The 25,004-nt window shown below is 41.1% G+C and carries 21 protein-coding genes and 2 pseudogenes; 3 read left to right on the forward strand and 20 right to left on the reverse strand.

All coding sequences use genetic code 11. The features are described from left to right. Nucleotides 1-30 precede the first annotated feature (30 nt). From CSV75_RS03735 to CSV75_RS03765, 5 genes and pseudogenes are all read right to left on the reverse strand, one after another. Nucleotides 31-864: a squalene/phytoene synthase family protein gene (locus tag CSV75_RS03735; protein WP_099636252.1), complete on the reverse strand. Its 834-nt coding sequence runs from the start codon at nucleotides 862-864 to the stop codon at nucleotides 31-33. A 340-nt stretch (nucleotides 865-1,204) separates the two neighbouring features. Then, the gene (locus tag CSV75_RS03740) at nucleotides 1,205-2,821 is read right to left on the reverse strand and encodes a BCCT family transporter (RefSeq protein ID WP_099674797.1); all 1,617 of its coding nucleotides are present in this window, start codon (nucleotides 2,819-2,821) and stop codon (nucleotides 1,205-1,207) included. A gap of 377 nt (nucleotides 2,822-3,198) precedes the next feature. Beyond that, on the reverse strand, nucleotides 3,199-4,293 hold the full coding sequence (locus CSV75_RS03750) for an aromatic ring-hydroxylating oxygenase subunit alpha (RefSeq protein WP_099674798.1): 1,095 nt from the start codon (nucleotides 4,291-4,293) through the stop codon (nucleotides 3,199-3,201). Nucleotides 4,294-4,753: 460 nt separating this feature from the next. Further along, nucleotides 4,754-5,068, reverse strand: a pseudogene (locus CSV75_RS03760) (NAD(P)/FAD-dependent oxidoreductase); the annotation flags it as partial. A gap of 879 nt (nucleotides 5,069-5,947) precedes the next feature. Next, a complete protein-coding gene (locus tag CSV75_RS03765; protein WP_099674799.1) occupies nucleotides 5,948-8,014 on the reverse strand; it encodes a methyl-accepting chemotaxis protein in 2,067 nt (688 codons plus the stop codon). A 513-nt stretch (nucleotides 8,015-8,527) separates the two neighbouring features. On the opposite strand from CSV75_RS03765, the gene CSV75_RS03770 reads away from it, so the two are divergent. Beyond that, nucleotides 8,528-9,667 carry a zinc-dependent alcohol dehydrogenase gene (locus CSV75_RS03770; protein WP_099675329.1) on the forward strand — a complete coding sequence of 380 codons (1,140 nt, stop codon included), beginning with the start codon at nucleotides 8,528-8,530 and terminating at the stop codon, nucleotides 9,665-9,667. 211 nt (nucleotides 9,668-9,878) lie between these two features. On the opposite strand, the gene CSV75_RS03775 is transcribed toward CSV75_RS03770, so the two are convergent. The 4 genes from CSV75_RS03775 to CSV75_RS16400 all read right to left on the reverse strand — a co-directional run bounded on the left by CSV75_RS03775 (nucleotide 9,879) and on the right by CSV75_RS16400 (nucleotide 12,050). Continuing rightward, nucleotides 9,879-10,136, reverse strand: coding sequence for a helix-turn-helix domain-containing protein (locus tag CSV75_RS03775; protein ID WP_099674800.1), 258 nt, complete (start codon nucleotides 10,134-10,136; stop codon nucleotides 9,879-9,881). A 641-nt stretch (nucleotides 10,137-10,777) separates the two neighbouring features. Beyond that, nucleotides 10,778-11,359, reverse strand: coding sequence for a uracil-DNA glycosylase (locus CSV75_RS03780; RefSeq protein ID WP_099674801.1), 582 nt, complete (start codon nucleotides 11,357-11,359; stop codon nucleotides 10,778-10,780). A 378-nt stretch (nucleotides 11,360-11,737) separates the two neighbouring features. Continuing rightward, nucleotides 11,738-11,887: a hypothetical protein gene (locus CSV75_RS03785; RefSeq protein ID WP_199171291.1), complete on the reverse strand. Its 150-nt coding sequence runs from the start codon at nucleotides 11,885-11,887 to the stop codon at nucleotides 11,738-11,740. After that, nucleotides 11,859-12,050, reverse strand: a complete 192-nt coding sequence (locus CSV75_RS16400; protein ID WP_199171292.1) for a hypothetical protein — start codon at nucleotides 12,048-12,050, stop codon at nucleotides 11,859-11,861. The genes CSV75_RS03785 and CSV75_RS16400 overlap by 29 nt, the downstream gene beginning before the upstream one ends. Nucleotides 12,051-12,424: 374 nt before the next feature. Between CSV75_RS16400 and CSV75_RS03790 the strand changes: the two genes are divergently transcribed. Further along, nucleotides 12,425-12,850 carry an SRPBCC family protein gene (locus tag CSV75_RS03790; protein ID WP_099632268.1) on the forward strand — a complete coding sequence of 142 codons (426 nt, stop codon included), beginning with the start codon at nucleotides 12,425-12,427 and terminating at the stop codon, nucleotides 12,848-12,850. Between the two features lie 236 nt (nucleotides 12,851-13,086). Here CSV75_RS03790 and CSV75_RS03795 read toward each other — a convergent pair whose 3' ends face one another. The 7 genes and pseudogenes from CSV75_RS03795 to CSV75_RS03825 all read right to left on the reverse strand — a co-directional run bounded on the left by CSV75_RS03795 (nucleotide 13,087) and on the right by CSV75_RS03825 (nucleotide 19,224). Then, nucleotides 13,087-13,536 carry an SgcJ/EcaC family oxidoreductase gene (locus tag CSV75_RS03795; protein ID WP_099674803.1) on the reverse strand — a complete coding sequence of 150 codons (450 nt, stop codon included), beginning with the start codon at nucleotides 13,534-13,536 and terminating at the stop codon, nucleotides 13,087-13,089. Nucleotides 13,537-13,574: 38 nt separating this feature from the next. After that, entirely contained in the window at nucleotides 13,575-13,781 is a 207-nt protein-coding gene (locus CSV75_RS03800) for an ATPase (RefSeq protein ID WP_099674804.1), read from the reverse strand. A 341-nt stretch (nucleotides 13,782-14,122) separates the two neighbouring features. Then, nucleotides 14,123-15,732, reverse strand: a pseudogene (locus CSV75_RS03805) (catalase). A gap of 338 nt (nucleotides 15,733-16,070) precedes the next feature. Further along, nucleotides 16,071-16,796, reverse strand: a complete 726-nt coding sequence (locus tag CSV75_RS03810) for an amino acid ABC transporter ATP-binding protein (RefSeq protein ID WP_099675330.1) — start codon at nucleotides 16,794-16,796, stop codon at nucleotides 16,071-16,073. 14 nt (nucleotides 16,797-16,810) lie between these two features. Continuing rightward, nucleotides 16,811-17,476: an amino acid ABC transporter permease gene (locus CSV75_RS03815; protein ID WP_099674805.1), complete on the reverse strand. Its 666-nt coding sequence runs from the start codon at nucleotides 17,474-17,476 to the stop codon at nucleotides 16,811-16,813. A 38-nt stretch (nucleotides 17,477-17,514) separates the two neighbouring features. Next, nucleotides 17,515-18,339 carry a transporter substrate-binding domain-containing protein gene (locus tag CSV75_RS03820; RefSeq protein ID WP_099674806.1) on the reverse strand — a complete coding sequence of 275 codons (825 nt, stop codon included), beginning with the start codon at nucleotides 18,337-18,339 and terminating at the stop codon, nucleotides 17,515-17,517. Nucleotides 18,340-18,765: 426 nt separating this feature from the next. Further along, the gene (locus CSV75_RS03825; RefSeq protein WP_369825341.1) at nucleotides 18,766-19,224 is read right to left on the reverse strand and encodes a YkvA family protein; all 459 of its coding nucleotides are present in this window, start codon (nucleotides 19,222-19,224) and stop codon (nucleotides 18,766-18,768) included. A 296-nt stretch (nucleotides 19,225-19,520) separates the two neighbouring features. Here CSV75_RS03825 and CSV75_RS03830 point away from each other — a divergent pair, with 296 nt between their 5' ends. Beyond that, on the forward strand, nucleotides 19,521-20,360 hold the full coding sequence (locus tag CSV75_RS03830) for a pyridoxamine kinase (protein WP_099674808.1): 840 nt from the start codon (nucleotides 19,521-19,523) through the stop codon (nucleotides 20,358-20,360). 84 nt (nucleotides 20,361-20,444) lie between these two features. Here the strand turns inward: CSV75_RS03830 and CSV75_RS03835 are convergent, their stop codons facing one another. From CSV75_RS03835 to CSV75_RS03850, 4 genes are all read right to left on the reverse strand, one after another. Then, a complete protein-coding gene (locus CSV75_RS03835) occupies nucleotides 20,445-21,701 on the reverse strand; it encodes a YeeE/YedE family protein (RefSeq protein WP_099674809.1) in 1,257 nt (418 codons plus the stop codon). Between the two features lie 129 nt (nucleotides 21,702-21,830). Beyond that, nucleotides 21,831-23,321 (reverse strand): MDR family MFS transporter, encoded by a 1,491-nt coding sequence (locus tag CSV75_RS03840; RefSeq protein WP_099674810.1) that lies wholly within the window; start codon nucleotides 23,319-23,321, stop codon nucleotides 21,831-21,833. A 129-nt stretch (nucleotides 23,322-23,450) separates the two neighbouring features. Continuing rightward, nucleotides 23,451-24,344, reverse strand: a complete 894-nt coding sequence (locus CSV75_RS03845) for a conserved phage C-terminal domain-containing protein (RefSeq protein WP_158231584.1) — start codon at nucleotides 24,342-24,344, stop codon at nucleotides 23,451-23,453. 163 nt (nucleotides 24,345-24,507) lie between these two features. Beyond that, entirely contained in the window at nucleotides 24,508-24,861 is a 354-nt protein-coding gene (locus CSV75_RS03850) for a hypothetical protein (RefSeq protein ID WP_099674812.1), read from the reverse strand. Between the last annotated feature and the right edge of the window lie 143 nt (nucleotides 24,862-25,004).

The following is a 25,004-nucleotide window of genomic DNA, read 5'->3' on the forward strand; positions in this document are numbered from 1 at the left end:
GCCATCCTCCATTCATTTGATTAACAAAAACTACTTTTTAATCGCCTTGTTCACAACCGCTACGACTTCCATACGTGACATCTTTTCGCGTCCTTCTTTAAGCGCATCGAGTGTACTATGCGCAAGTGCCAACGGAATATTACAGAAGTTCAAAATGGTCTTCGTATGGATGTCTTCAATATACGCATCAGCGAGGGCCAAATTCTCTTCAGCATACGCAAACATTTCCGGCAACTTCCAGTCATTCGGGAAGAAGTTCACATCACGCACCGCGTCTTCCTTGTAGTTACGAAGAATGTTAACAGACTGCAAGCCACGGCCAAAGCCAATGGCTAAGTCACGATCCGTCTCCGTGCCATCATACCAGCGCCAAATATCTGCAAGCATAACGCCAACGAGTCCCGCAACATAGTACGTATAATCATCAAGATCCTCACGCGTCTCAATCACCCAGTCCTTGCCTGCCCACTTCGCCATGCCACGGCCCATGATCGCAGTCGATTCGAGTACTTTAGTACGTGCCGTGTCTGGACAGAACTCTACCCAGTCAGCTAAGCGCAACGTCACTTCAGGCAACTGATCCCGGTAGGGTGCGAATAACTCGTCCAGTGCAGACGCCATCGATTCACCTGTTGCAATCGTGCGGTCCAGTATATCACTTACTTTGTTTAGTAAGTCCATGACGATATGTACGTCCAGTTGTTCATGGTCTTCAATTTCGTCGATTGCGCGCATACACAAGTACGCAGACGCAACGGCTTCTCTAACGTTTGGTTCAAGTAATTTAATTGGTATGTAGAATGTACGGCTTGTCTCTTTTAGGACTTTCATTGCTTCTTTTTGTAGTTTCGCTTCAGTTTTCATGTAAGGTTCCCTCCATCAATCTTCGCACAGGTAATAATTATAAAGAATGTGTTTATTATAGCATTGATTGTATTGGGGGTGCGACTGGAAAGGTGTTGGAGGTGGTAAACTAGTTGCGAAATATATTTACCAAGTTCCGAAAATGATACACTTATATACAGATACTATATAACGTGTTGCGCCATAATGGAATTCGAATGGAATACTAAATGGGCGCCAGACTAAGACGATCCACTGAATTATCTTTCCCGTCAAGAAAAGGGACACCAATCCATATGCGAATTGGGTCCCCGGATATTGTGTATTTATTGTTTTCTCTTGTCTGTTCTATCTACTGAAATTAAATCAAGTTTTCCTTTTCAACAACTCTGCTGGACTCTTTCCTGCTACGGTCAATCGTAATTTCAACCGTCTGCTCTTTCGGCTTGTCAAATGGTGCACCATCATAAATATGGACACCATCTAATTCACCCTGACGTACCCATTTCATAAATGACATAATCATTAATAACATAATGAAAACGAGCGGTAATGCCGTGATAATGGAAAGTGTCTGTAAAGCCTCCAAGCCGTCACCATACATGAGAACGATTGAGATGCTTGTTAGAACGATTCCCCAGAATACACGATACCAACGTGCTGGCTCCTCGCCTTCTTTCAAATTAATAGACGCTACGTCTGATAACGTATAAGCAGCCGAGTTAACAGTTGTCGCCAAGAAAATGGCGGCAACCAGTAAATACAGCACCATGACGACTCCGCCTAGCGGAAGCTCATTCAAGATAGCTAATATAGCGGCAGGTGCACCTTCATTTTGTAAGATATCGAGTACGGGAACAATATTATTTAGTTGGAAGTACATACCCGTGTTTCCGAAGATCGCAAAGGCCAACCAACAGCCCAATGTTCCGCCTACTAACTGCCCTAGTATTAAACCTTTAATCGTACGACCTTTCGAAATACGAGCAGCGAACATACCTGTGAATGGAGCATACGAGAACCACCATCCCCAATAGAAAATTGTCCAAGCGTCACTGAATCCTGATTTCCCCACCGGATCTGTGTACAGGCTCATTCTAAAGAAGTTTTGGAATAGAACACCGACACTGTCCGTAAAGCTCGCAATAATAAACATGGTTGGACCAAAGATGAAGATGAAAATCGCAATCGCGATATATAAGTAAAGATTCCAGTCGCTTAAAAGCTTCAATCCTTTTTTCAGCCCGAAATAAAGACAGATACAGAAAAAGATCATCAATGTAACGACAATCACCAAATTAAGCGTAAGCGTTTTCTCTACACCAAAGAGTGAATGGACTCCTTCAGCGAGCAAGGGGGTACCAAGTGCTAAGGATGTTCCAATACCACCGATCAGACCGAACATGAAGCATACGTCAATTATTTTCCCAAGTAAACCATCCGCTTTGTCCCCGATGATTCCACGGCACGCTGTACTCAATCGATAGGATTTTTGGCCTTTGACATATACTGCATATGCGATTGGGATGGAAGGAACGCAATAGATAGCCCACGCAGAGAATCCCCAGTGAAACATTCCATATGTAGAGGCGAAACTTGCTGCTTCCACGGTTTCTGCCGCCATGCCGTATGGAGGACTGGAATAGTAGTAAGCCCATTCAATAATTCCCCAATACATGATACCCGAACCGATTCCAGCAGTGAAAATTAATGCCAGCCAGCTAAATGTTGAAAACTCTGGCTTCGTATTACCTAATCTAATTTTGCCCAACTTGCCAAAAGCCAACCAAAGCAAGAAGCCAAATATCCCTAAACAAACCCATAAGTACATGGGACCGAAGTTTGTTGTGATGGAATGAAGGACGGTATTTAAAAACGTAGTCCCTTTGACGGGATTTATTAAAATAGGAACAGTCAACGCCGCAATCAAGGATAAAGCAATCGCCAATATCTTTTTATCAATGGTCTCAAATCTCATGTATACACTCCCTTAGTCTTCTATGATTCATTCTCATTTTACTTCATATAGAGTCATTATTAAAGAAAACTATCGGTGTAGAAAATACACCGATAAGTTATCTTAAACGCGTGATCTACTAGATTTCTCAAATAAGGCAGTCAAGCGATCACCTACACCCGATGTTGAGGAGCTTCCTGCATATCGGGTGTGAGAACTTTATTCTATACGAGAAGTTGTTCAATAGCATCTATAACTTTTTTGCCGTATTGCTCATAACCGAAATGATCGAGCAGTTGACTGGCTGACCAGATCGTCGCCAACGGATTACCATTTCTTTTCCTGCAATATCCGGCGCCGATCCGTGGACCAGTTCGAACATTGTTCTATCAAGAAATTTATTTATTAAGCGCCTCTAGAACCATTTCATGGAATTGAACGATTGCTTGTTCAGATTGAGAGTAGCGGCCTTTTTCGAATGCACTTGATTTGAATCCTACTTGTTCCAATTCAACTAATTCGATGTCTTCAAAGCGAACTTGCTCCGCGAATGTCATCAAGTCTTTCTCTTCTTGAGACAATTTGTCTAGGCTGTCTTCTTTAAAATAGTACGTATAAACGATTTCAGTATTTTCATGATCGATTGGTACCAATTGAATCGTGGCCATATTAGCGGGTCCCGGATAAATGGTAAGCATCAAGTTCGGCCATAACCAGAAGAATGAGCCGCCTTGCATTTCCGCCACATCCAGATTCACTTCTCCGTATTGCTTATCAGGTTTTACCATTGTGCCTTGAAGTGAATAGTTCTCACATGTAATGATCTGATAATTATCCATATCCAATGTATCAATGAAGCTCGGGTGTGCCACGTGGCAATGATCACATTCCAAGTAGTTTTCAACAAAGGCTTTCCAATTCGCTTTGATATGACGAGATTTACGATGTGTGAATTGCAAACCACTCAGAAATTCGAACTTACTTAAACGGTCAAAGAAGTCTCCGTATGATTCTGCCAATGGTTTTGCGTTGTCATCCAGGTTAACGAAAATTAAAGATTCGATTACTTCCATTCTGACAGAACGCAGGCAAGCATCTTGTACACAAGCCGCATCTTCTTCACTTCGGAAGTTAGGTGCTTTATTTAATTTGCCGTCTGTTTTGAATGTCCAGCCATGGTACGAACATTGTAAAATTTTCTTCTTGCCTGATTCAGTTTTTTCAAGTTTTGTTGCTCTGTGTGGACAAACATTATAGAATGCACGAAGGACATCATCAGTTCCACGAATAATGATAATCGGATCGTCGCCAATTTCAGCAGTGAAAAATGCACCTTTCTTCTCTACTTGGCTCACATGACCGACCAATTGCCAGCTCTTTGCGAAAATCATTTCCTTTTCTTTCCCCAATACGCTTGGGTCTGTAAATAAATTATAAGGCATCGTTCTTTCGAATGTTCTTTCTGTAGCGTTCTGCACTTTGTTATATGCCATTTCTCATTCCCCCTTTAGGTTTCTTATATTTTAGCTAGCTTTAATTCTCTGACACGCGAATGGTGTTTCTGCCAATTTGATAGAGTGGCTCGGACATCATTTAAAAGCATCCTCCAAGTCTTCAATCAAATCTTCAAGTGCTTCAGTGACTTCTTCGTTGTCATCCAGCAAAGCAAATGCGAAGCTGTCAGCTGTATGATCCAATCCGTCCGGTGCGACTAGGTTACATGCTCCAAACGCGATGCAAATATTTCACTCCACCATGGTAAATGGCGCCATTCTCCTGCTCTTGCTCTGAAAATCAAAATAATCAGTTATCTCTGAACGTCACTTTTTTTGGAGTTTCTTCCTTATCTCCCATAAGGCTAGTGCTATGCATAGGTTGCATTTTCGCTGTTGGATCGATATACACCTTGGCACTGCTTACGGAAACGGGTGCTTCTCCAAAACCAGATGCAATCAGCTTTACTTTTGTAGTCAATTTGAAAACGCCTTCATTTTCTTTCTTGACTTGTTTCACCGTTTCACCCAAGTAGATGGTAGTTTTAAATTGATTCATCTGTTCAACCAGATGATCCACCAGCTCCTGAGCCCTCACCTTAGGGAAACCAGCAATATCTTACATATATTTTTCAGGATACAGTGCTGCAAGCTACGGCAGGCTCTCAATGACTTTTACGGACAGTTGCCGATGTCCTGTATAAAACGCTGTAAATAAACCGACCGGACCGCCTCCAATAATTGTAATGTCGCTAACCTCGGCTGTTCTACCCAGTTCATACCTCCTAATAACTACTTTATATACAGCGATTTGGTACGAAGCAATTAGGGAATTACCTCATTTATGCCTCATCACAAAATCTCCCCAAATATTAATGCAATTATTATGCCAACTATTAAAATATCAATAGGAATAAGGTCTCTGTCGTTTTATTTTCATAATGTTGTTACAATTCATTCAAATTCGAGTCGGAATTGACTCAAAAAATACGTGGTATTTTCAAAATTGACTCAGATCAAACAGCAGAAAGGTGATTAAAATGCCTGAAAACAAAGAGCATGAAAAATGGACTTATCCGTGGAATCTCTGCTTAAAATACTGGAATACTCGTCTGATGAAACCTATATGTTGAACGGTGAAACGAGGATTGTCTACGTCAACCGGAACTACGAATAGCATTACGGAGTAAAGAAAGATGATGTGATTGGCAGATACACTGATGATTTTTTAACGAGGGTTACTGGACGCCTTCTGATGTTCCGCTCGCCATAAAGGAGAAGATCCCCGTTTCGATGCGCCAGCAGACAAAGATCGGCGCTGACTTGTTGACTAGGGCTTTCCCTATACTGAATTCAAAAAACAAGATCGTATCATTAGTTAACCTATACTTCGCAGCAAATTCTTTAATCAGCATAGATCATTAAGGTGTACTTTGAGGTCAAGTAATTTGCTAATTCGAACGAATGACAAACTAAAAAAGACTGGATGCGTGAACATCCAGTCCATTATAACTGTCAACAGTTGGAAGAGCGTGTGGCCTATAGTAATTTTTTCAAAAGAGCAGTCACCTTAACCTCAATGGTGAACGGTTACTTTTTTTGATGAAAATTAGGATGAAAGCCAGGCATGCAATTATTCTCTTCTTAACTCAGTTTAACGTATTTTGAACTGCTTAATCAGTTCATTTAGACTCGCCGCACTTTCTTCCAGGGACCTTGCACTGCCGGATACTTCATTCATAGAACTGCTGGATTGTTGTGCAGTTGCCGATACCTGCTCAACACCTGCCACTGATTCTTCAGAAGCAGCCGCTATATTTTCAATCGAATCATTAATAGACCTTGTGTTGTCTAACACTTGATATAGAGTGGAGGACATGCCTTCAATTTGAGTACCCACCGCTCGAATAGTTTCTTGAAGAACTTTAAATGTATCCCCAGTAGTTTGGATTTGGCTCGATCCTTCATTCACTAGGCCATACCCTTCATCCAGTGATCTGGCGACATGATTGGATTCCGTTTGAATGTCCGTGACAATTGTGGTAATTTCGGAAATAGAATTACCGACCTGTTCTGCAAGTTTTCTAACTTCATTGGCTACAACTGCAAATCCTTTTCCTTGTTCCCCCGCACGTGCCGCCTCGATTGCTGCGTTCAATGCCAGTAAATTCGTTTGTTCCGCAATTTCTTCGATCACTTTAACCAGCTTAGTAATTTCGTTCGTCTTGTTAGTTAATCCTTTTACCGTAAAGAGTGAACGTTCCATCTTTTCATTGATCTGATTCATTTTCCGAATGGATTCTTCCATATTTTCATTTCCGTTATCCGTCATCTTGAGCATGACGTTCGATTGATTTTTTACATCTTCCCCTTTCTCCGCAACTTTTGTAATTTCTTTAGTAAACTGACTCATCTGTTCGTTCAGTGATGAAGATGAATCCGCCTGAACCTCTGCTCCGTTGGTCAACTCGATCATTGTGGTCGCGATTTGCTGACTGCCTGCTGTTACCTCATCCGCATATTGTGTAAGTTCTTCACTTTCGCCCGTCACATCATTTGATACAAGGATGACCTCTTCAACCAAATGCCTGAGTGAATTTTTCATATCATGAATACTTGTCGAAATCGTCCCAATCTCATCTTTTCTAGCCAAGTATTTCGCGTCAATTTCTTCAGTAAAGTCACCGTGCGCAATCGTTTGTAAACTTTGCGCCGACTTAATAATCGGTGTGGTAATGTACCTTGCACTAAGTGTATTCAATACTAGGATCAAAACGAGTACTATCAAGGAAATGAATATAATTGTTTTAATCATCTCTTTTGCTCCGGCTGTCAATTCTTCCTCTGACATAAATGAAGCTAAAATCCAATCTGTATTCGCTACTTTATACGGAGAAACCAAGTATTTCTTATCTTTAATAGTTGCATAGAAAGGTTCCAATTCTTTTGATGAAATCTCTATTAACCCTTCAATGTCCACTTCATCCATGCTTTTGAAGTTATTTTCAGGATTATTTCCATCCGCCATAATAATTCCTGTATCATGTACAATCATGGAAAACCCTGTATTACCTTGTTTCATTTCATTTAACATGTCACTTACAACGGACTGCTGAACATCAATTCCCAACGTCCCCAATACTGCGCCATTCTGATCCGTTAAAGTGCGCACATTACTAGTCACCATGGCATTTGCAATTGAGTCTAAATAGGGAGCAGTCCTGGCGATCTTTCCATTGCCTTCTTCAGCTGCTTGATACCATCCTCTATTTCTTGGATCATACTGTTCGTTTACCTTTGTTTCAGGCCACTGCAAATAGGCTCCATCTTTTGTTGCAAGATATACATACAGCGTCTCTGGATGGGTTTCTCCATACAACTTAAACACATCATAAATCTGTTGTTCTATTCCGCCATTTTTAGATGGCGTCATTTGTACCTCTTGAGGATTGTCTTTGTAGGTTGTAATTGAAGCATCTATTTGCTTTACTAATGGATTCTGTACCATCATTTGAATGTCTCGGTCTATTTGACTATAAAAAATGTCTATTGACTTCTCAACGACCTTCATTTGTTCCTTTGAATTATCCAGAAAATCTGTTTTTGCTTGCCTCGTAATTTGATAGCTGATGATCCCACCGACCAGCAATAAAGTAATTACAATTCCAATAGCTGAAGTAATGATAAACTGTGCTTGTATGCCTCTAAATTTTTTTAACAATTGCTATGCCTCCACTCCGCGTGTTCGTATTGTGAAAAAGAGATGTAAGTTTAATTTAACGGGAGTAAGGACTCGATTCTAAAGACCTAATACAGAGCGAATAAAAAAGTACGTGGAAAAATCAGAACAATTTTCCCACTACTACTAGTTACTCTTCTGACAATAGCCAAATTATGGTGACTTGAAGGAACATTAGACTTTCCTTTATATCTCGTAATAAACAAACTTTTCAATATCGAATTATACCAAATATACCCACAATTACAAGTACTTAAAAAAGTCACCCGTGTTGATACATTCTCGATTGGTTCTCCCGCAGGTACCTTATTCACCAACTCCCAACTACCTCCAAAACCGACACGCCGCTTTTGGGACGTTTGGCGTACAACTACGCTAGGAAGTATAGACGTCATTCTACAATACCAACGAATGAGTCAGAATTGTAATGGTAACCAAAGATGATTAAGTATTTTAAAAATGGGTAAGTTTTAAAAACGGAGAGGATTGCATATGATGAGAGCGGTTACGTATCAAGGCGCGAAAGACATTAAAGTGAAAAAGGTAGACGCCCCACGTATTGAAAAGCCGGATGATATCATCGTCAAAATTACTTCTACAGCCATTTGCGGGTCGGATTTGCACATTTATACGGGGGCATTGCCGGCTCATAAAGACTACGTAATCGGGCATGAGCCTATGGGTATTGTCGTAGAAACTGGAGCCGAAGTGACGAAAGTAAAGAAAGGCGACCGTGTCATCATCCCCTTTAATGTCTCATGCGGCGAATGTTTCTTTTGTCAGCATGAATTAGAGAGCCAGTGTGACAATTCGAACCCAAACCCTGAAGTGGACACGGGCGGTTATTTCGGTTTTACCGAGCGCTACGGGAATTACCCAGGCGGTCAGGCCGAGTATATACGCGTACCATACGGAAACTTCATTCCGTTCGTCATTCCTGAAAGCTGTGAACTGCCGGATGAATCCTTGTTATTTCTATCCGATATTCTTCCAACAGCTTACTGGAGCGTGGAGCATGCGGGTGTAAAAAAGGGAGACACCGTTATTGTCCTTGGCTCGGGACCTGTCGGATTATTGACGCAGAAGTTTGCCTGGATGAAAGGGGCGGAACGGGTCATCGCCATCGATCATGTACCCTACCGACTGCAGCACGCGAAGAATACGAATAACGTGGAAATATTTAATTTCGATGAAGTAGATGAAATTGGGCAACAAATGAAAGAGCTGACAAAAGGCGGTGCGGACGTTGTCATTGACTGCGTCGGAATGGACGGGAAGAAAAACATTCTCGAGAAAGTCGGACAGAAAATGAAAGTTCAGGGCGGTACACTGAGCGCCATCGAAATTGCTTATCAGTCTGTCCGGAAATTCGGCACGATTCAGCTGACGGGTGTATATGGATCGCTTTACAATATGTTCCCGCTTGGTTTCATATTTGAACGCAATGTCAATATGCGAATGGGTCAAGCACCGGTCGTGCATTATATGCCGATGCTGTTCGACAAAATCACGAATGGAGAAATCGATCCAACCGATATCATCACCCATATCTTGCCACTTGAAGACGCTTCTAAGGCATATGATACATTTTATCAACACGAAGATGAATGCATCAAGGTCATCTTGAAACCATAAGACCAGTAGAACCTGTTCACCGAATACTATCGGGGAACGGGTTTTTTAAAAAAGCAATACCCTACCCCTGCTTATCTGAATATAAGAATGATTATTTTAAAACATAGACACTTTCCACAAATGTTTGACGGGATGTGATCGACGATAGATCAACGTACACAAGCGATATGCGCATGTTCAGTTGATCACTTTCAAGCAAAATGATTCTAAATCATTTTCTATCATTCGAAAAAGCATATATTTTTTTTACAGTTTCATTCGGTATATAACCTGCTAAATCCAGCAGTTCATCTACATCTGTTTCTAGTTCTTCTGCCAATGTACAAACTACTTCTCGTGTAGGCATATATATGCCTTTTTCCAAAGAATCAATGAAGGAGTAGCTGAGGTTCACGCGCTCTGCTAAATAACGTAAAGACATCTGTGCTTGTTTGCGTAATAAGTGCAAGTGATTTCCAAAATCATTCAAATAAATCGCCACCTTATCTAATGATAAATTATGTAAAAAAACATCTGTAATTCTTATATATCCTTCATAATAATAAGTGAAATAATTTCCAATCTTACAGTGCAGTACAAAAGACTTTGATTACTAACATCTAACAAAAATACAATTAACATAATGTGAATAAGTGCATTTTATTGAGTACAAAGTAACAAGGATAAGTGATCAGACCTAAACATAATTAACTACATATTCAATATACACGATTTTTACTCAGAATACTATTAGCGATATCCCTAATTGTCATCTCCAATACTTATCCTATCCGTCTTAATTATTGGATGAATGAAAACAGTTCATATCGTGGAAGTTTCAGGACTTGTGTTATACAGCTTTTACCTATACATTGGAAAGGCGCCTACTCCCTATCCTGCGATGGGGTCAAGAGTAGACGTCTTTTCAATGTATAGGTTGGGAAGTATCATTCACTACACATCTGCTAAGTGATCTTTTTCTGATTGATTTTTTCCCTATCGATTGTCATCACGCCTTCATTCGTCAATTCCAAAAAGTTACACAACGTAAAGTAGTAAAACAATTAGTAGATCAAACAGAAATTAGCCGGCAACGGGACGGACAGAGTAGTTGGCGATTAGAAATAAACACTATACTCTGTTCAGCTCACGAAATGCCCTCGCTACAAACGATAAATCTTCCTCAAACATCGGCGCGAGATTTGGACGACGTCTTGCTGCAAGGGGATGATACGCAACTGCAGTTTTAAATCCCCTCACTTCATGCCATTCTCCACGCAAGCCTTTGACATCCACTTCAGGATTTTGAAAAAATGATTGAACTGCTACATTGCCTAAACAGACGACAAGGGAAGGTTGTTGTTGTTCTAATTGAACTTCTAGATGACGAATGCAAATTGATCGCACTTTTTCTTTTTCATATTTACGAAGGGGCCGTCGTTTCAGTATGTATGTCACGTACAGCAACTCTTCCTCTAAACCCACAGTCGATAGGGTCTGTCTTAAAGTTTGGCGCGTTCCGCAAACCATTCGATTCCCTTCACGATCTTCTAGTGCGCCCGGATTATCAAGAATGATCATGATCGACGCTTTCGGATTTCCTTCTCCCCAAACCATACGAGAACCTTGGTTATATAGCCCACACTCTTGGCAAGCTTGCTGACTTTTTGGCGTCGGATCTTCACGCCAACTTTCTGAACAACTAGAATTCATCTTATTCACGCTCCTGGGTTTTCAGCATTCCCTTTCTACATGCATACATACCTTGATTCATTGACATGTCCAGTCATTGGGAATGCACGTTGAATAGAACGCTGTCGTGCGGAGCGTTTGATGAAAATCTTACTATTGCAGGGATGACAGAGGAAGATGATTCATCCTACCTACACATTTTTCTGGAACAACCTCTATGAACTGTACTTCTGACAATGACTTAACATTTTTGTGTCCAGGATATTGACATAAATCCAATACCACGAATAGTTTCAAATTACTTGAAATCATTTATACAAACTAAAAAGACGTCTACACCCAACCTTTTAAAGGTCAAGAGTAGACGTCTTTTCAATTTACATCACATCATAACGCGTATTATTGTAGTTCTAATTCCGCTTTCATCTCTTGTACGCGCTCTAACGATAACCCCGTTGTTTCAACCTCGATTTCTACATCTAGTTTTTTCAGTAGAAGATTACGTGCTATATGTTCTTTTTCACCTATTTTTCCCTTCTCTATTCCCATTCCCTGCCTTCCTAGCCTTCTCTTCTCGCCACTTCGCTTCATTTACCGCTGCTTCCTGATCTAGAACTTGTTTTAAGCGAACTTCATAGGCAAATCGTCCGTCTGAATCCAAACTCATTTCATTCCAACTTGTAAATGCCTCTTGCAAATGTTTGTCTGTCATCGCAATCGCCTCCAGTTCTTTGTAAATATCTTCATAAATATGTTGTTTTCTTAGGTCTACGATACTTAACAAAAGCAATCAGCGAACCAATACATCATTCCACGGATCCAACTTTTCATCATACCAATGTGCAAGCAACTTAGGTATTTCAATGAATAAGAGGTACTGGGTCCTGTAACGATTTATCATCGTTTGGTGGACCTGGTACCTTATATTTATCATCGCGATGTTCCTAACATCTTCTGTAAAGCGTTTACACACAGTACAACGTAAAATCAAGACTTATTTGGGATAAATGAAAACTGTTGGCATCACACTTATGATGGTATACTATATGACATCTAGAAGTGTTAACTAAATGGGAGGTATGCATGATGAATTCACAGGAGAAATTAGAAGATATCCGTAAAACCGTTAGACTTACTGCACCGCTAGAAAAAGTATGGCAAGCTGTTTCTACGTCAGAAGGTATGGCGGCGTGGTGGATGCCAAATTCCCTTCAACCAATTGAAGGTCAAGAATTTGTACTTCATACAGGGCAATACGGGGACTCCCTTTGCAAAGTAACAGAACTTGATCCACCTACCCGTTTGGGCTTTGATTGGGGTAAAGATTGGCATGTTTTCATTGAATTAAAGAAGTTGAGCGATGAGGAAACGGAGCTTACATTAATACATGCTGGCTGGGACGCAAATAAAGTGACGGAATTTGAACAACCACACGCAGTTATTCGTGGATTTATGGACAGTGGTTGGGAACGGATTGTCAAAGAGAAACTTCCTACCGTACTACAGGGGTAAGTGTTGTGAATCCATCTAAGCAAGTTAGAAGGTCGGACGTGAAAACCGGTATATGCGAAGTCTGAACTATTGAGAGAAATCTACGATTCGCCATAAGTGGAACCGAGAGTATGAAATGTACATCTCTCGGTCTCTTTATTTTATAAGTATGCTTTCACAATATCTTCACATATATATGATAGGTCAAGAATCCCCAAGCTATAGCCAAATTACATACCGCGGTGACAATTTTATAGCTATTTAATCAATTGCCTTAACTCATCTGTCATTTGTTCAACTAACTCTGGTCTCCCATGAAATTGTGCGGGAGTATTTTGGAAGAGCTCAATTAGCCAATTGCCATCTTTGTTTACTGCAACTAGAATTTGGTGAGCGTTTACTGTGGGTTCAATATCTGTTTTTCCAGGAGGAATCATACCTGCAATGGCTTGCACGATTGCCGTATCAGCTCCTATTGCAAGAACATCTTTCACTTTGGTCACAAAAGGAGCAGTGGGATGGTTTTTAAAGATCGATGCGAGATGCGATAAGATCTCCTCCCGTCCGATCAGCTTACTGCCATCGAAACCAATTTGAATTCCGGATCCTGTGAATAGTTCGGCCATTCCTTTTGCATCACGTTTGTTCCACGCTTCTATCAGCCTCCGATAAAGACTAGTGACTTCATCTACTTTAAAGATATTCATGCAGTACGCTCCCCTCTGTATAGAAGATCTTCCCCTTGTTAATTGGCACGTGCTCTCCACTTAATTATACGTTCACTTATAAACCCCATTACCATACCGACAACAATAGGAAGCAGTGAAATTTCAGTATGTGACAGTGAAAGTTTAAATAGTAGAATTTCTATATTTGCTATAAAGCCTAGTAAATATAGGAATATCATCGTTCCAAATGAAACCAGTAACGGAATCCAAAAGGAATTATTCATATCGTCACCTCCCAAGCTTTTTAATGGGCTGTACGTGATGCTTCTATCTGATCATCGTATTTCAATCCGTTATGTTGAGAATTACATTCGCTTTGTTTTCTCATACTTCGTAGTATAAAGTATATCATTTTTCCGGCGAACTATCTAACTACTCTGTCATTAAGGTATTGGACACAGCAAAATTGAATGGTTCATAGCGATCGAACAAGTGGATAGGAGATGGACCATTCAAAGAAAACACCTATATACGGCAGAAACGCTTTTACATCCACTGTAGCGTTTGCTGCCTATATAGGTGCTCTTTTTTCTATATTTAGTGAATTAAGGGTTTACCCAGTTCATCAATAAGGCTCTGCTTCATGGCCTTTTTCCGCTGCATCTTTCACAGCCTGTTTAGAACTAGGCGTGCCTTGTCCAAATTTCGATTGACCGGCTTCACGACCTGGGAAGTTAGATTCTGCCGCCACTCCTTCTAATTCTTTCATTTTCTGTTCTATACCCTCTTCTACAAGACGCCCGTATTCAAAATTTGCTTGCGTGAAGTGGTCGATCATCGCTTTTTGTATGCGTACATCACACACGGCTAGCGCTTCTGAAAGGTTCTTGATTAATTCCTCTCGTTCCCATTTCTCAAACTGTCGGAACGTCTCGCCTGCCTGACCATAATTATTTGGTCGATCAATCGGTGCGCTCATCGCCGCTGCATTATACGTAGGTCGATGCGAGGCCGGCTTTCCCCTTTTGCTTCTTGAAATCCACCGAGCATAGATGGTTCATAATTGATATGTGGATTTTCTCCCGACTCGTAGGCGTCACGATTATCCATTTGACCACGTTGCTGGTTTGTCCGAACTTCTTTTTTTGGTGCATTTACAGGTAACTGGAGATAATTCGTACCAATACGATAACGTTGTGTATCGGAATACGAGAATGTGCGGCCTTGAAGCATTTTATCGTCTGAAAAATCCATTCCATCTACAAGCACTCCAGTACCAAAAGCCGCTTGCTCTATATCCATATGGAAATCATCGGGGTTCCGATCCAATACCATTTTCCCTACAGGCAACCAAGGAAACTGTTCTTCGGGCCAAAGCTTTGTATCATCAAGCGGATCAAAATCCAGTTCTGGGTGGTATCCATCTTCCATAATTTGCACGAAAAGCTCCCATTCGGGATACTCTTTACGTTCGATGGCTTCAGATAAATCTTGCGTCGCGTGGGCAACATTTTTTGCCTGAATGGCATCGGCATCTTCCTGCGTTAAATTACGGATGCCTTGCTTTGGCTCCCAATGATACTTTACTAGAACCGCTTCTCCTTTGTCATTAACCCACTTGTATGTATTCACACCAGAGCCTTGCATGTGACGATACGTTGCGGGAATTCCCCATGGCGAGAACAAAAACGTGATCATATGAATGGATTCTGGCGACCTAGAGACAAAGTCAAACATGCGTTGTGGATGCGGTATATTTGAAGCAGGGTCCGCTTTGAATGCGTGAATCATATCAGGAAACTTCATCGCATCCCGAATGAAAAATATTTTCAAGTTATTCCCTACTAAATCCCAGTTGCCATCTTCTGTATACATCTTAACCGCAAATCCTCGTGGATCTCGTGCAGTCTCAGGCGAATCCTTAGCTCCAGCTACAGTGGAAAAACGCGCGACAAGAGGCGTTCTTTTTCCAGCACCCGAAAACACTTTGGCACGTGTGTACTTTTCAACGGGTTCATTACCCACTTTCCCATATGTTTCAAAATAGCCAAACGCACCCGATCCTCTTGCATGGACCACTCGTTCAGGTATTTCCTCGCGATCAAAATGAGAGATTTTTTCAATGAAGTGATAATTCTCAAGCGTAGCAGGGCCACGGTCGCCAATTGTCCTGATATTTTGATTATCATGTACAGGATGACCTTGGCGCGTCGTTAGAATTTCCCGATCTTCCATTTGAGATTCGTTCTGTTTATGTTGTTTCTTTTCCACGATATTCCTCCTCGACAAAGTGCATTCCATTTCTACCGACAGTATGACCACAACAAAGAAAAGATAAACACGTATAGTGCGACGGGAAATCGGTTCAATTGCTATGATAGGAGTGAAGTATAGTGGGTTTCTTATGTATGTTGGAATTTCAATGTTTCCCGGGAAATTCCATATGTATGGAATGGATGGGAGCAGAAAAGCTAGTGGATCCAAAAACAGAGGCACCAGGGCACAGAACATTTTACAAATGTTCGGTGACCTAGTACCTCTTGTTCACTTTGAATGGAAATTTTTTATTGTTCTTATACGTCCACCATTTCCAGAAATTGTAGTGTACGTTCATTTGTCGAACGATTGAAAAACGTATCGGGATCAGAATCCTCAATAATGATTCCTTCGTCTAACATAATCACTCGGTCTGCCACGTTTTTTGCAAACTTCATTTCGTGTGTCACAACAATCATCGTCATTCCTTCCTCTGCTAAGTTTTGCATGACTTGCAACACTTCCCCAACCAGTTCAGGGTCTAAAGCGGAGGTCGGTTCGTCGAATAACAATACTTTTGGTTGCATGGCAAGCGCTCGAGCGATTGCCACGCGTTGTTTTTGACCACCAGATAATTTATTGGGATAGACTTCGGCTTTTTCGGATAATCCAACCTTTTGCAATATCTCGTGTGCCATCTTCTTCACTTGGACTTTATCCATTTTTTTCACCATCAAAGGCGCTTCCATTACATTCTCTAAAACCGTTTTGTGTGGGAATAAATTAAAGTGTTGAAATACCATTCCAACTTCTGCACGAATCTTGGCTAAGTTGTCTTTCTTTTGATTTACTTGCTTTCCATCAATCGTGATCACGCCTTCGTTCGTCAATTCCAAAAAATTTAAACACCGTAAAAAAGTACTTTTTCCCGATCCACTGACCCCTATGAGGACGACTACTTCTCCACGGTGTACTTCCATATTAATACCATTCAACACGTTCAAATCTCCAAATGATTTATGAATATTTTCTGCTTTAATCATCGTATCCGCCCCCATTATTTATCCACATCCAATTTGTTCTCATACCATTTTAATAGAGCACTGAAAATCAGAACGAGAATGAGATAATAAAGACCTACTACGAGAAACGTTTCAAATTGTTTGAAATTAGATGCGGCTACTCGATTGGCCAAACCAAATAATTCAGATACACCAATCACATAGACTAAAGATGAATCTTTCAACGTAATGATGAATTGGTTTCCGAGCGGTGGAATCGCACGTCGTAAAGCTTGCGGGAATACGATCCTTCTCATCGTCAATGAACTATTCATACCTAGTGCAAGACTGGCCTCTCGTTGACCTTTGTCAATTCCTTGTATAGATCCACGGAAAATTTCCGCAATATATGCACCGTTATGGACTCCTAAAGCAATCGCACCTGCCCAAAAGTTATCTAACACGATGATCGATGTGATACCGAAGTAGAGAAACATAATCTGAACGATTAACGGTGTCCCTCGAATTAGCGTGATGTATATATTCGCAATCGTCTGCAGTATTTTCGAATGGGAAATTTTCATAAGGGCGAAAATGATACCTAACACCGTTCCGATTACGATAGCAATTGCTGTAATTTCGATGGTTAGGAGACCAGCTTGTAAAAATCCTTTGTACGTATTTTTGAATACGTCATAAAATGTTAGGTAAAACTCAGGCACCGGCACACCAACTTTCTAAAAAATAGGTAGCGTTTATATTATTCCAACAACTCGACACCTTCTAAGTCAATATCAAGTAAATTGCGACCGAACCATTTATCTGAGATTTCCTCATACGTCCCATCATCAATCATTTCTTGTAATGCTTGATCAAGCGCTTTTGTTAATTCAGGATTTTCTTTATTTACGGCGATGGAAGGTTGTTCTACCCACATCGGCTTGTCGACCTCTTTGACTTCAAATCCATTATCGATCGCTTCATACCCAACGATGTCCGCTGTAATGACTGCATCTAAGCGACCTTTAACCGTTAAATCTTTTAATGCTACTACATCACTGCTGTAATACTGAATATTGTCCGATAATTCTTTTGCAGGCTCTTCATATGTGGACTGAGCTACTACGCCAATTTTCTTTCCGTCCAAATCTTCCGGAGATGTAATTTCGTCGTTATTCTTTGCTACGAAAATCATTCCTCCCGAATAATAGTAAGGCTCGGTGAAGTCCGCTTGCTTTGCCCGTTCTTTTGTATAAGCCATAGAACCAATAATTGCGTCAAACTTATTTCCCACTAGACCTTGTAAAATTGTTTCGAATGGATTTGTAACGGGGTTCGCTTCAAGTCCCATTTTCTCCGCAAGTGCATTTCCGATCTCTATATCAAAGCCCGTAAGTTTACCGTCATCTTCAAAACTAAACGGTTTATACACTCCACTTGCAGCGAAAGTGAATTTTCCTTCATTAACTAATTTATAGCTTTGATCTCCGGTGTTCTCTGATGTCTTATCGTCTTTGTTACCACAAGCAGCTAGTACGAACACCGATGCAGTTAGTAGTACGATCATCATGATAAATTTCCTCATTTTCCAACACTCCCTTTTAGTTAACCATATCCCTAACTTTCGCACTTCACTTTCCTCACACTTGAAACCGCTTACAACAAATGTCGTTTTGGTATGGTAGAATAATTCTTTTATTTTCCCTCTTCTTTTCATCGTGACTCATTACCTTCTAAACTCCAATAGAAATTACCGTATAACCGAAGTGAATTTCCAATCCTTCACACGCTTTCACCACTTTCTAACTAGTAAGTTATTTACTATTAAACCATGATACCATAGAAAAGAGTGAAAATTAATTTAATATTCTCTCTATATTTACTAATTTGAAATAATTTAACTAGATCCAATGTATAGGCGGTACACTAATAAAGCTACGAGAATAAACTTTCAAAAAGCACTTAATCGTTCATGTTGATCCTATCTTTTTTATTCTCTTTCTTCATGGCCTTAAATATGTTCTTTAACTTTCTTATTCTCGTTTTTCATCTGCTTCTTCTCTCTTCTATCTTGTAACTTCTTTTCCATTTCATCATCCAAGGACTCAGTATCTTTTACAGCATTTTCACCAAACCAGTCAATTACCTTAATTTTTGCTAGTTGTTTTGTATCTGCGTCAATATATGTAGCCACCACTAGCAAAGCCCCCACGACGATCGCCAAATCATCGGAATACCCCACGACAGGTGTGAAATCTGGTATAACGTCTAACGGTAGAATGAAGTAGCCTAAAGCGCCTAAAATAGTAGATTTTACTTTCTTCGGAACTGTTGGCTTTTTAAAAGTATAGAACAGTAATAGCGTTCCATACGCTAATTTAACACCCGCTTGTTTTCCGAAATTAAGAATTTTATCCCAAAACTTTTTTTCGGAGAAATGCTTGGAATAGTCTTCATTATGATGAACCAAGATATTACCCACCTTCTTTTGTATTTTGAGTTTGTATATCAAGTAATTTTCATTCTCTCGCAACCTCTGCAACTCAACACGTTGGGTTGGTCTTCGTCTTATGTATACCCCCCAGACTAGAAATTGTAACCCGAGATTTTCGATAAAAATTCTACTTGAAACATATGCTGAAAATCTCTCGTTTTCCTACATAATGATAGCTCACTAAATAATCCATACTAGTTCTTATACAACAATCTACTGCATTCTTTATGCTATGATACGTATAATACATAGCGATTTACGGAGGAATCCCCATGAAAAAAGTTGCAATTATTCAAGATTTGTCTTCATTCGGTAAATGCTCACTCACTGCCGCGATTCCTGTGCTTTCCGTGATGGGCGTGCAAGCATGCCCATTGCCTACTGCGGTTTTGTCTGCGCAAACGGGATATCCAAGCTATTACTGTCATGATCTAACGAACGCCATGCCGCTCTACACGGAGGAGTGGAAGAAGCTTCATGTCTCCTTTGACGGTATTCATACCGGATATATTACGGGCAAAGAACAAATTCGCCAGATCCTCACATTTCTAGAGAGTTTTTATACGGATCGAACGCTATTACTCGTTGATCCGGTACTGGGTGATAATGGAATAGCGTATGATAATTTTGACGAAGAACTTCTTGAACAAATGAAGGTTTTGGTCGCGCGTGCGGATATTATTACGCCGAACCTTACCGAATGCTGTTTGTTGACCGGTTATAGTTATGACACATTGCACCGCTGCATAGACGAACGAGATTACCTGAAGATCGTAGAGGATTTAGGTAAGCTTCTTCAACAAGCAACCGGCGCGGAAATTATCATTACAGGCATACAGCCACCAAGCCGGCAATTTACTATTGGCAATATGTATATTAACGACACGGACACACTTTTCACTACGGTGCCGTTCAATAATAAAAGCTATTCAGGCACTGGTGATTTATTTGCATCGGTACTGATGGGTAGCCGACTTCGTGGTGTGGGCATGGAACAGGCAATCGCGCTTGCCAAAGAATTCTTGCTCGCTGCCATAGAAGATACGGCTTTAGGCGATACACCATTAGAGGCGGGAGTGAATTTTGAAAAGTATTTGCGGATGTTGTTGTGAGGAGTACATACTAAAAAGCACGAGATCTACGAAACTACTTCGTGGATCTCGTGCTTTTTTGCAAATTTCGTTAGTTCAATTTCATTAGCACACAGAATCATTGGATTTTGGTACGGTTAATCCAAACAAAGGGCGGAGATACAATGCCAAGAACGTTCCGGCTAGTGCGAGAATCCCCCAAATATATCCGTGCAAGCTAAATGAGGCAATGCCGCCGAAGTAAGCACCGATATTACAGCCGAAAGCAAGGCGTGCGCCATAGCCCATCATCAGACCACCTATGACGGATGCTGCAAAATTGCCTACTGTCACGCGTGTGAATTTGAATAAACCGCCAGCTGCTGAAGCGATGAATGCACCGATAATCACTCCAAGATTCAACACAGTAGTAGAATCAGTGAAAATGGATGCTTCTAGCGCGGCTGCGTTGGCGCCTTGCCAATACCCCCAGCTCGCTACATCAAAGCCAAGTACAGAAGCAATTTTGGATCCCCATAACGCAAAAGCAGAAGTAATGCCCCAAGGCGTTCCACGCGTTAGTAACGTTAACGCGTTCAGCACCGCTAATACAATCGCAGCTGCAAACAATGGCCAAGATCCACGGAAAATCCGTTTCCATCCTCTTTCAGTAGGAAGAGCCGCCATTTTCGGCGCTTTTTTCTTTTTCTCGATAATCAACGTGATCCACGCAATGAATCCAAATAACGCAATCGATACAAGCCAAGCGCCACCATATCCTAAGCCAGTGGAAGTAGCCAATGAAACCGGAGCGAATGCAGGCATTTCTTCCGTCCAGAATGGTAAGTGGTATGCGCCAATTGTTGTACCGATGATGAAGAACGCTAGCGTTACAAACATCACAGTACGTCCGCCACCTATCGCATACAGCGTACCAGAAGCACACCCGCCGCCAAGCTGCATGCCAATTCCAAAGACAAAGGCGCCTACGATGAGGCTAACGCCTACAGGCGAAACATAGCCGGCGACCGGACCGCCAAAAAATGTCGTGCCATAAGCTAAGATCGGTGCAAATAATGTTACCGCTAGTGCCAGCATCAGCATATGCGATCGCATCGCTTGGCCATTTCCAACTGACGCCATGCGTCGAAATGCAGACGTAAAGCCAAAGCGTGCATGAAAGAGAGTAAAACCAAGCAATAACCCAATGCCGAGAAGCATCGATTGGGAAATATGCTGGGTGGCTAGCAAATAAGCAAATAATACGACCGCCACAAGTACTGCACCCGCAATCAGTAGTTTCTGCGGTGGATTTAATAGCAGCTCATCTCGTTCCACAGGACTTTTCACGTCGTGGATGGGCTGTACTTTTATAGTAGTCATTCCATAACACCCTTTTCCTATTAATTTAGTTGGTATATGAACTCATAGTAGTATTCTCGGATTTGAAAGTCAACCAGTTGAGCTTATTACCATACTTTTATAGGTTTGCAGACGTAAAAATCCTCAACCCTATGACAAGGATTGAGGATTTTCCAATGAATTACTTTCCTGTACATCTTCTTGCGGTGTAGCACGATACACGATAAACGACAGCACAACTGCCACAAGCGACATAGCGAATGCGATAAAGTACACAAGTTCCACACCGGCTACGAGAGCCAGATCAGCAGTTAATGCGTCTTCAGGCGTCGTGGATTTCTTTAGGAAGTGCAATTGTCTAGCATTCATAATACTAATAAATACCGACACACCAATGGCTCCAGCAACAGGTTGTAGCGTCGACATAACTGCCGTGCCGTGCGGATATAAACGTTTCGGCAACTGATTCAGTCCATTCGTCTCAGCTGGCATCATAATCGCAGATACACTGAGCATTAACAAGATATAACTCGTGACCACCACCCATATAGGTGTATCGAGTGTCAATCGGCTCATCATGAACATCGTCCCGCTGAGCACAATCGTAGCGGGTATCATCAGCACACGTGGTCCGAATTTATCAAATAATGACCCCATAAATGGAGACATAACCCCATTTAAAATACTGCCTGGCAGTAGGATCAAACCTGCTGTCGCTGCGCTAAGAGCGAGTGGTCCTTGCATATAGATGGGTAAAATAATTTCAGAAGCGAACATCGCCATAATAATAATCAGGAACAGAAAGACCGAGTGCGTGAACATCGGATAACGAAACACACGCATATCCATGACGGGCTCTTTTAACTTAAGTTGTCTTACAGCAAAAAGCGCGATTCCGATCACACCGACACCGATCAACGACAATACGCGAGGACTTGCAAATCCATCAGCGCTTTCACCGACCGAACTAAATCCATAGACGAGTGAACCGAAACCAATTGATGAATATACCAATGAAATATAATCGATTTTTGGTTTTGTGACTTCTGTAATATTGATCAAGTATTTATAACCGAATCCAATAGAAAATAAGGCGAATGGAATGACGAGGATGAATAAATAGCGCCATCCGAGATATTCCACGATCACTCCTGATAACGTGGGCCCAATCGCTGGTGCGAACATAATGACGAGTCCAATGATTCCCATAATCTTACCACGTCTATGCGGTGGATAAATGAGTAGGAAAACGTTGAAAATGATTGGCATCAATAATCCTGTTCCCACAGCCTGAATCAGTCGACCTGTTAATAGAATCGGAAATGTCGTAGCACTTGCTGCCACGATCGTTCCTATCGTGAAGACGGTCATCGTACCGAGAAATAATTGCCTCGTCGTGAACCATTGTATAAGTAAGGCCGAGATCGGGATGACGACTGCCATGACCAGCATGAAGCCTGTGGCCATCCATTGTACGGTCGGTAACGTAATGGAAAACTGATCCATCAGTGTAATGAGTGCGATGTTCAATAATGTTTCATTCAAAATGGCGAAAAATGCACCGATGATGAGAGCCAACATAATTGGCAGTACTTTGCTATTTGGGTTATCCGCCAAGTATTCGTATTTCTGTTCTTCCATCTCAAAACCTCTTTCGTTGATCACGTGAATTCGGCAGCATAGTTACCGTTCTTTTACTCTTATCATGCTTTTTTATGGACGGTGTGTCAAACATTCAGAATCCAAAATGATGATCTTTTTTAAAAAGAGTTATTTTTCCACTACGCTCGCTAGATTACCTAAATCTTCACCCTGACTAAAATCCAGTTCAGTAGAATGCAGCACGTAGTTTTGCGTAGTTTGTATAGGTTTCGCCGGTTGTTCATTCAAATAGTTTTCAAAGTTCGTCGGGTTGAATAACGTCGACGGACGCAAGTATGCACGGTATTCAGGATGATGATTCCACTGGGATACTTTACGATCAATCACTCGTATGAAATCCTCCCTTGTATAGCCCTCTTTCACTCTTGCATGAATAAATTTCTTAGTAGCTGCAGATGTAGCTTTAAATTGCTTACCGGTTTGTTCATTCAAATAAGCAATAACAACATGCGTATCGTCGAGAGGCTTCTCGACACAATCTTTATTCTTTAGTTCTTTAAGTTCTTTAAGTTCTTTGGTTATTGGCCGTCCCATATTGGTACAGTCCTTCGTTTCGCTTTGGTACGACACAGCGTTTCGAAATGAAACGTCCGTTGTATCAGATTGAAACATCGCATGATCTATTTCCAGTTCACTTTTTTCGGGGACAGCTTCTGCAACCGGTGTTTCATCTTGAATAGACAAGGCCGGTAGTTTGGTGTAGTCAATCCGATACCATTTCGTCTTATCTATTTTCATCTTGTTGTATTCAGAAGTCGAAATAAGGTATCCTTGTTTCTCCAAATTATAAATCGTGCGTTTGATCGTCATTCGTGATAAGAACGAAAATTCTTCCAACCATTGATCATACGTTTTACACACCCATAGATGGCCATCACGCATATTTTTTGAAATGAGTGAACGGAAATGCAATTGTTGCAAAAATAACGCCTCATTTAACCCGACTAAATGTACTAGAGACGGTAGTAATTGTAATGGCTGTTCATTGAGTAATAACTTCATACTGAATTCCTCCTCAATTGCGTGTAAGTGATAGCAATTCACCACTTCACTTACTATATAGAGGGCTTTTTGGATAAGGATACTCATTTTGAAAATAATTTCGATCTACAAAACTGCACGAAAAGAGCGGAAGCATAGAGCCTCCACTCACCTGTAATAGACATTAGTTCACGTTCAAAAGTTCTTCTCTCGCTGGTTGTAGCAGAAATATCGCATTTGACTCACAGACTTCGTAATCCACGAGATACATCTTTTCTCCGAAGTTCTGTCGCATAGAACGAATATAACCGGACTTCTCCAACTTTCGAATTGCTCGAATAATCGTAGCCATTGACCAGAAACTCATCACGTCATGCCACTCTTTATACGATCTCCTCACCCACTGCGTTCCTTCTACCGTATCATGAGGACCGAAAGACAGCTCATGGATTTGTTGCAGGAACATCGATTCATTAATTCCGATCTGTGCCGCCGTGTGTGGATGAAATTGCAGAAATGGTTCATGGATCATTTGCATGATGGTATCCCCCTACTAACTAGTTGTAAGTGGCAGCTATTTGCCTCTTCACTAGCTATATAGAGATCTTTTTGAATAAGGATACGCCTTTTTAAAAATAATTTACTTGATGAGACGCCTGAAACTCATTGTCGTGAGAAATG

The organism is Sporosarcina sp. P18a, from assembly GCF_002743135.1.
Classification (GTDB): Bacteria; Bacillota; Bacilli; order Bacillales_A; family Planococcaceae; genus Sporosarcina.

Coding starts and splice junctions, on each gene's coding strand:
- CSV75_RS03845 (WP_158231584.1), bottom strand. CDS start 24,344: ATGAAGTTATTACTCAATGAACAGCCATTACAATTACTACCGTCTCTA.
- CSV75_RS03785 (WP_199171291.1), bottom strand. CDS start 11,887: ATGGGAATAGAGAAGGGAAAAATAGGTGAAAAAGAACATATAGCACGT.
- CSV75_RS03750 (WP_099674798.1), bottom strand. CDS start 4,293: ATGGCATATAACAAAGTGCAGAACGCTACAGAAAGAACATTCGAAAGA.
- CSV75_RS03850 (WP_099674812.1), bottom strand. CDS start 24,861: ATGCAAATGATCCATGAACCATTTCTGCAATTTCATCCACACACGGCG.
- CSV75_RS03735 (WP_099636252.1), bottom strand. CDS start 864: ATGAAAACTGAAGCGAAACTACAAAAAGAAGCAATGAAAGTCCTAAAA.
- CSV75_RS03795 (WP_099674803.1), bottom strand. CDS start 13,536: ATGAATATCTTTAAAGTAGATGAAGTCACTAGTCTTTATCGGAGGCTG.
- CSV75_RS03840 (WP_099674810.1), bottom strand. CDS start 23,321: ATGGAAGAACAGAAATACGAATACTTGGCGGATAACCCAAATAGCAAA.
- CSV75_RS03800 (WP_099674804.1), bottom strand. CDS start 13,781: ATGAATAATTCCTTTTGGATTCCGTTACTGGTTTCATTTGGAACGATG.
- CSV75_RS03790 (WP_099632268.1), top strand. CDS start 12,425: ATGAATTCACAGGAGAAATTAGAAGATATCCGTAAAACCGTTAGACTT.
- CSV75_RS03810 (WP_099675330.1), bottom strand. CDS start 16,796: ATGATTAAAGCAGAAAATATTCATAAATCATTTGGAGATTTGAACGTG.
- CSV75_RS16400 (WP_199171292.1), bottom strand. CDS start 12,050: ATGACAGACAAACATTTGCAAGAGGCATTTACAAGTTGGAATGAAATG.
- CSV75_RS03740 (WP_099674797.1), bottom strand. CDS start 2,821: ATGAGATTTGAGACCATTGATAAAAAGATATTGGCGATTGCTTTATCC.
- CSV75_RS03820 (WP_099674806.1), bottom strand. CDS start 18,339: ATGAGGAAATTTATCATGATGATCGTACTACTAACTGCATCGGTGTTC.
- CSV75_RS03835 (WP_099674809.1), bottom strand. CDS start 21,701: ATGACTACTATAAAAGTACAGCCCATCCACGACGTGAAAAGTCCTGTG.
- CSV75_RS03830 (WP_099674808.1), top strand. CDS start 19,521: ATGAAAAAAGTTGCAATTATTCAAGATTTGTCTTCATTCGGTAAATGC.
- CSV75_RS03780 (WP_099674801.1), bottom strand. CDS start 11,359: ATGAATTCTAGTTGTTCAGAAAGTTGGCGTGAAGATCCGACGCCAAAA.
- CSV75_RS03770 (WP_099675329.1), top strand. CDS start 8,528: ATGAGAGCGGTTACGTATCAAGGCGCGAAAGACATTAAAGTGAAAAAG.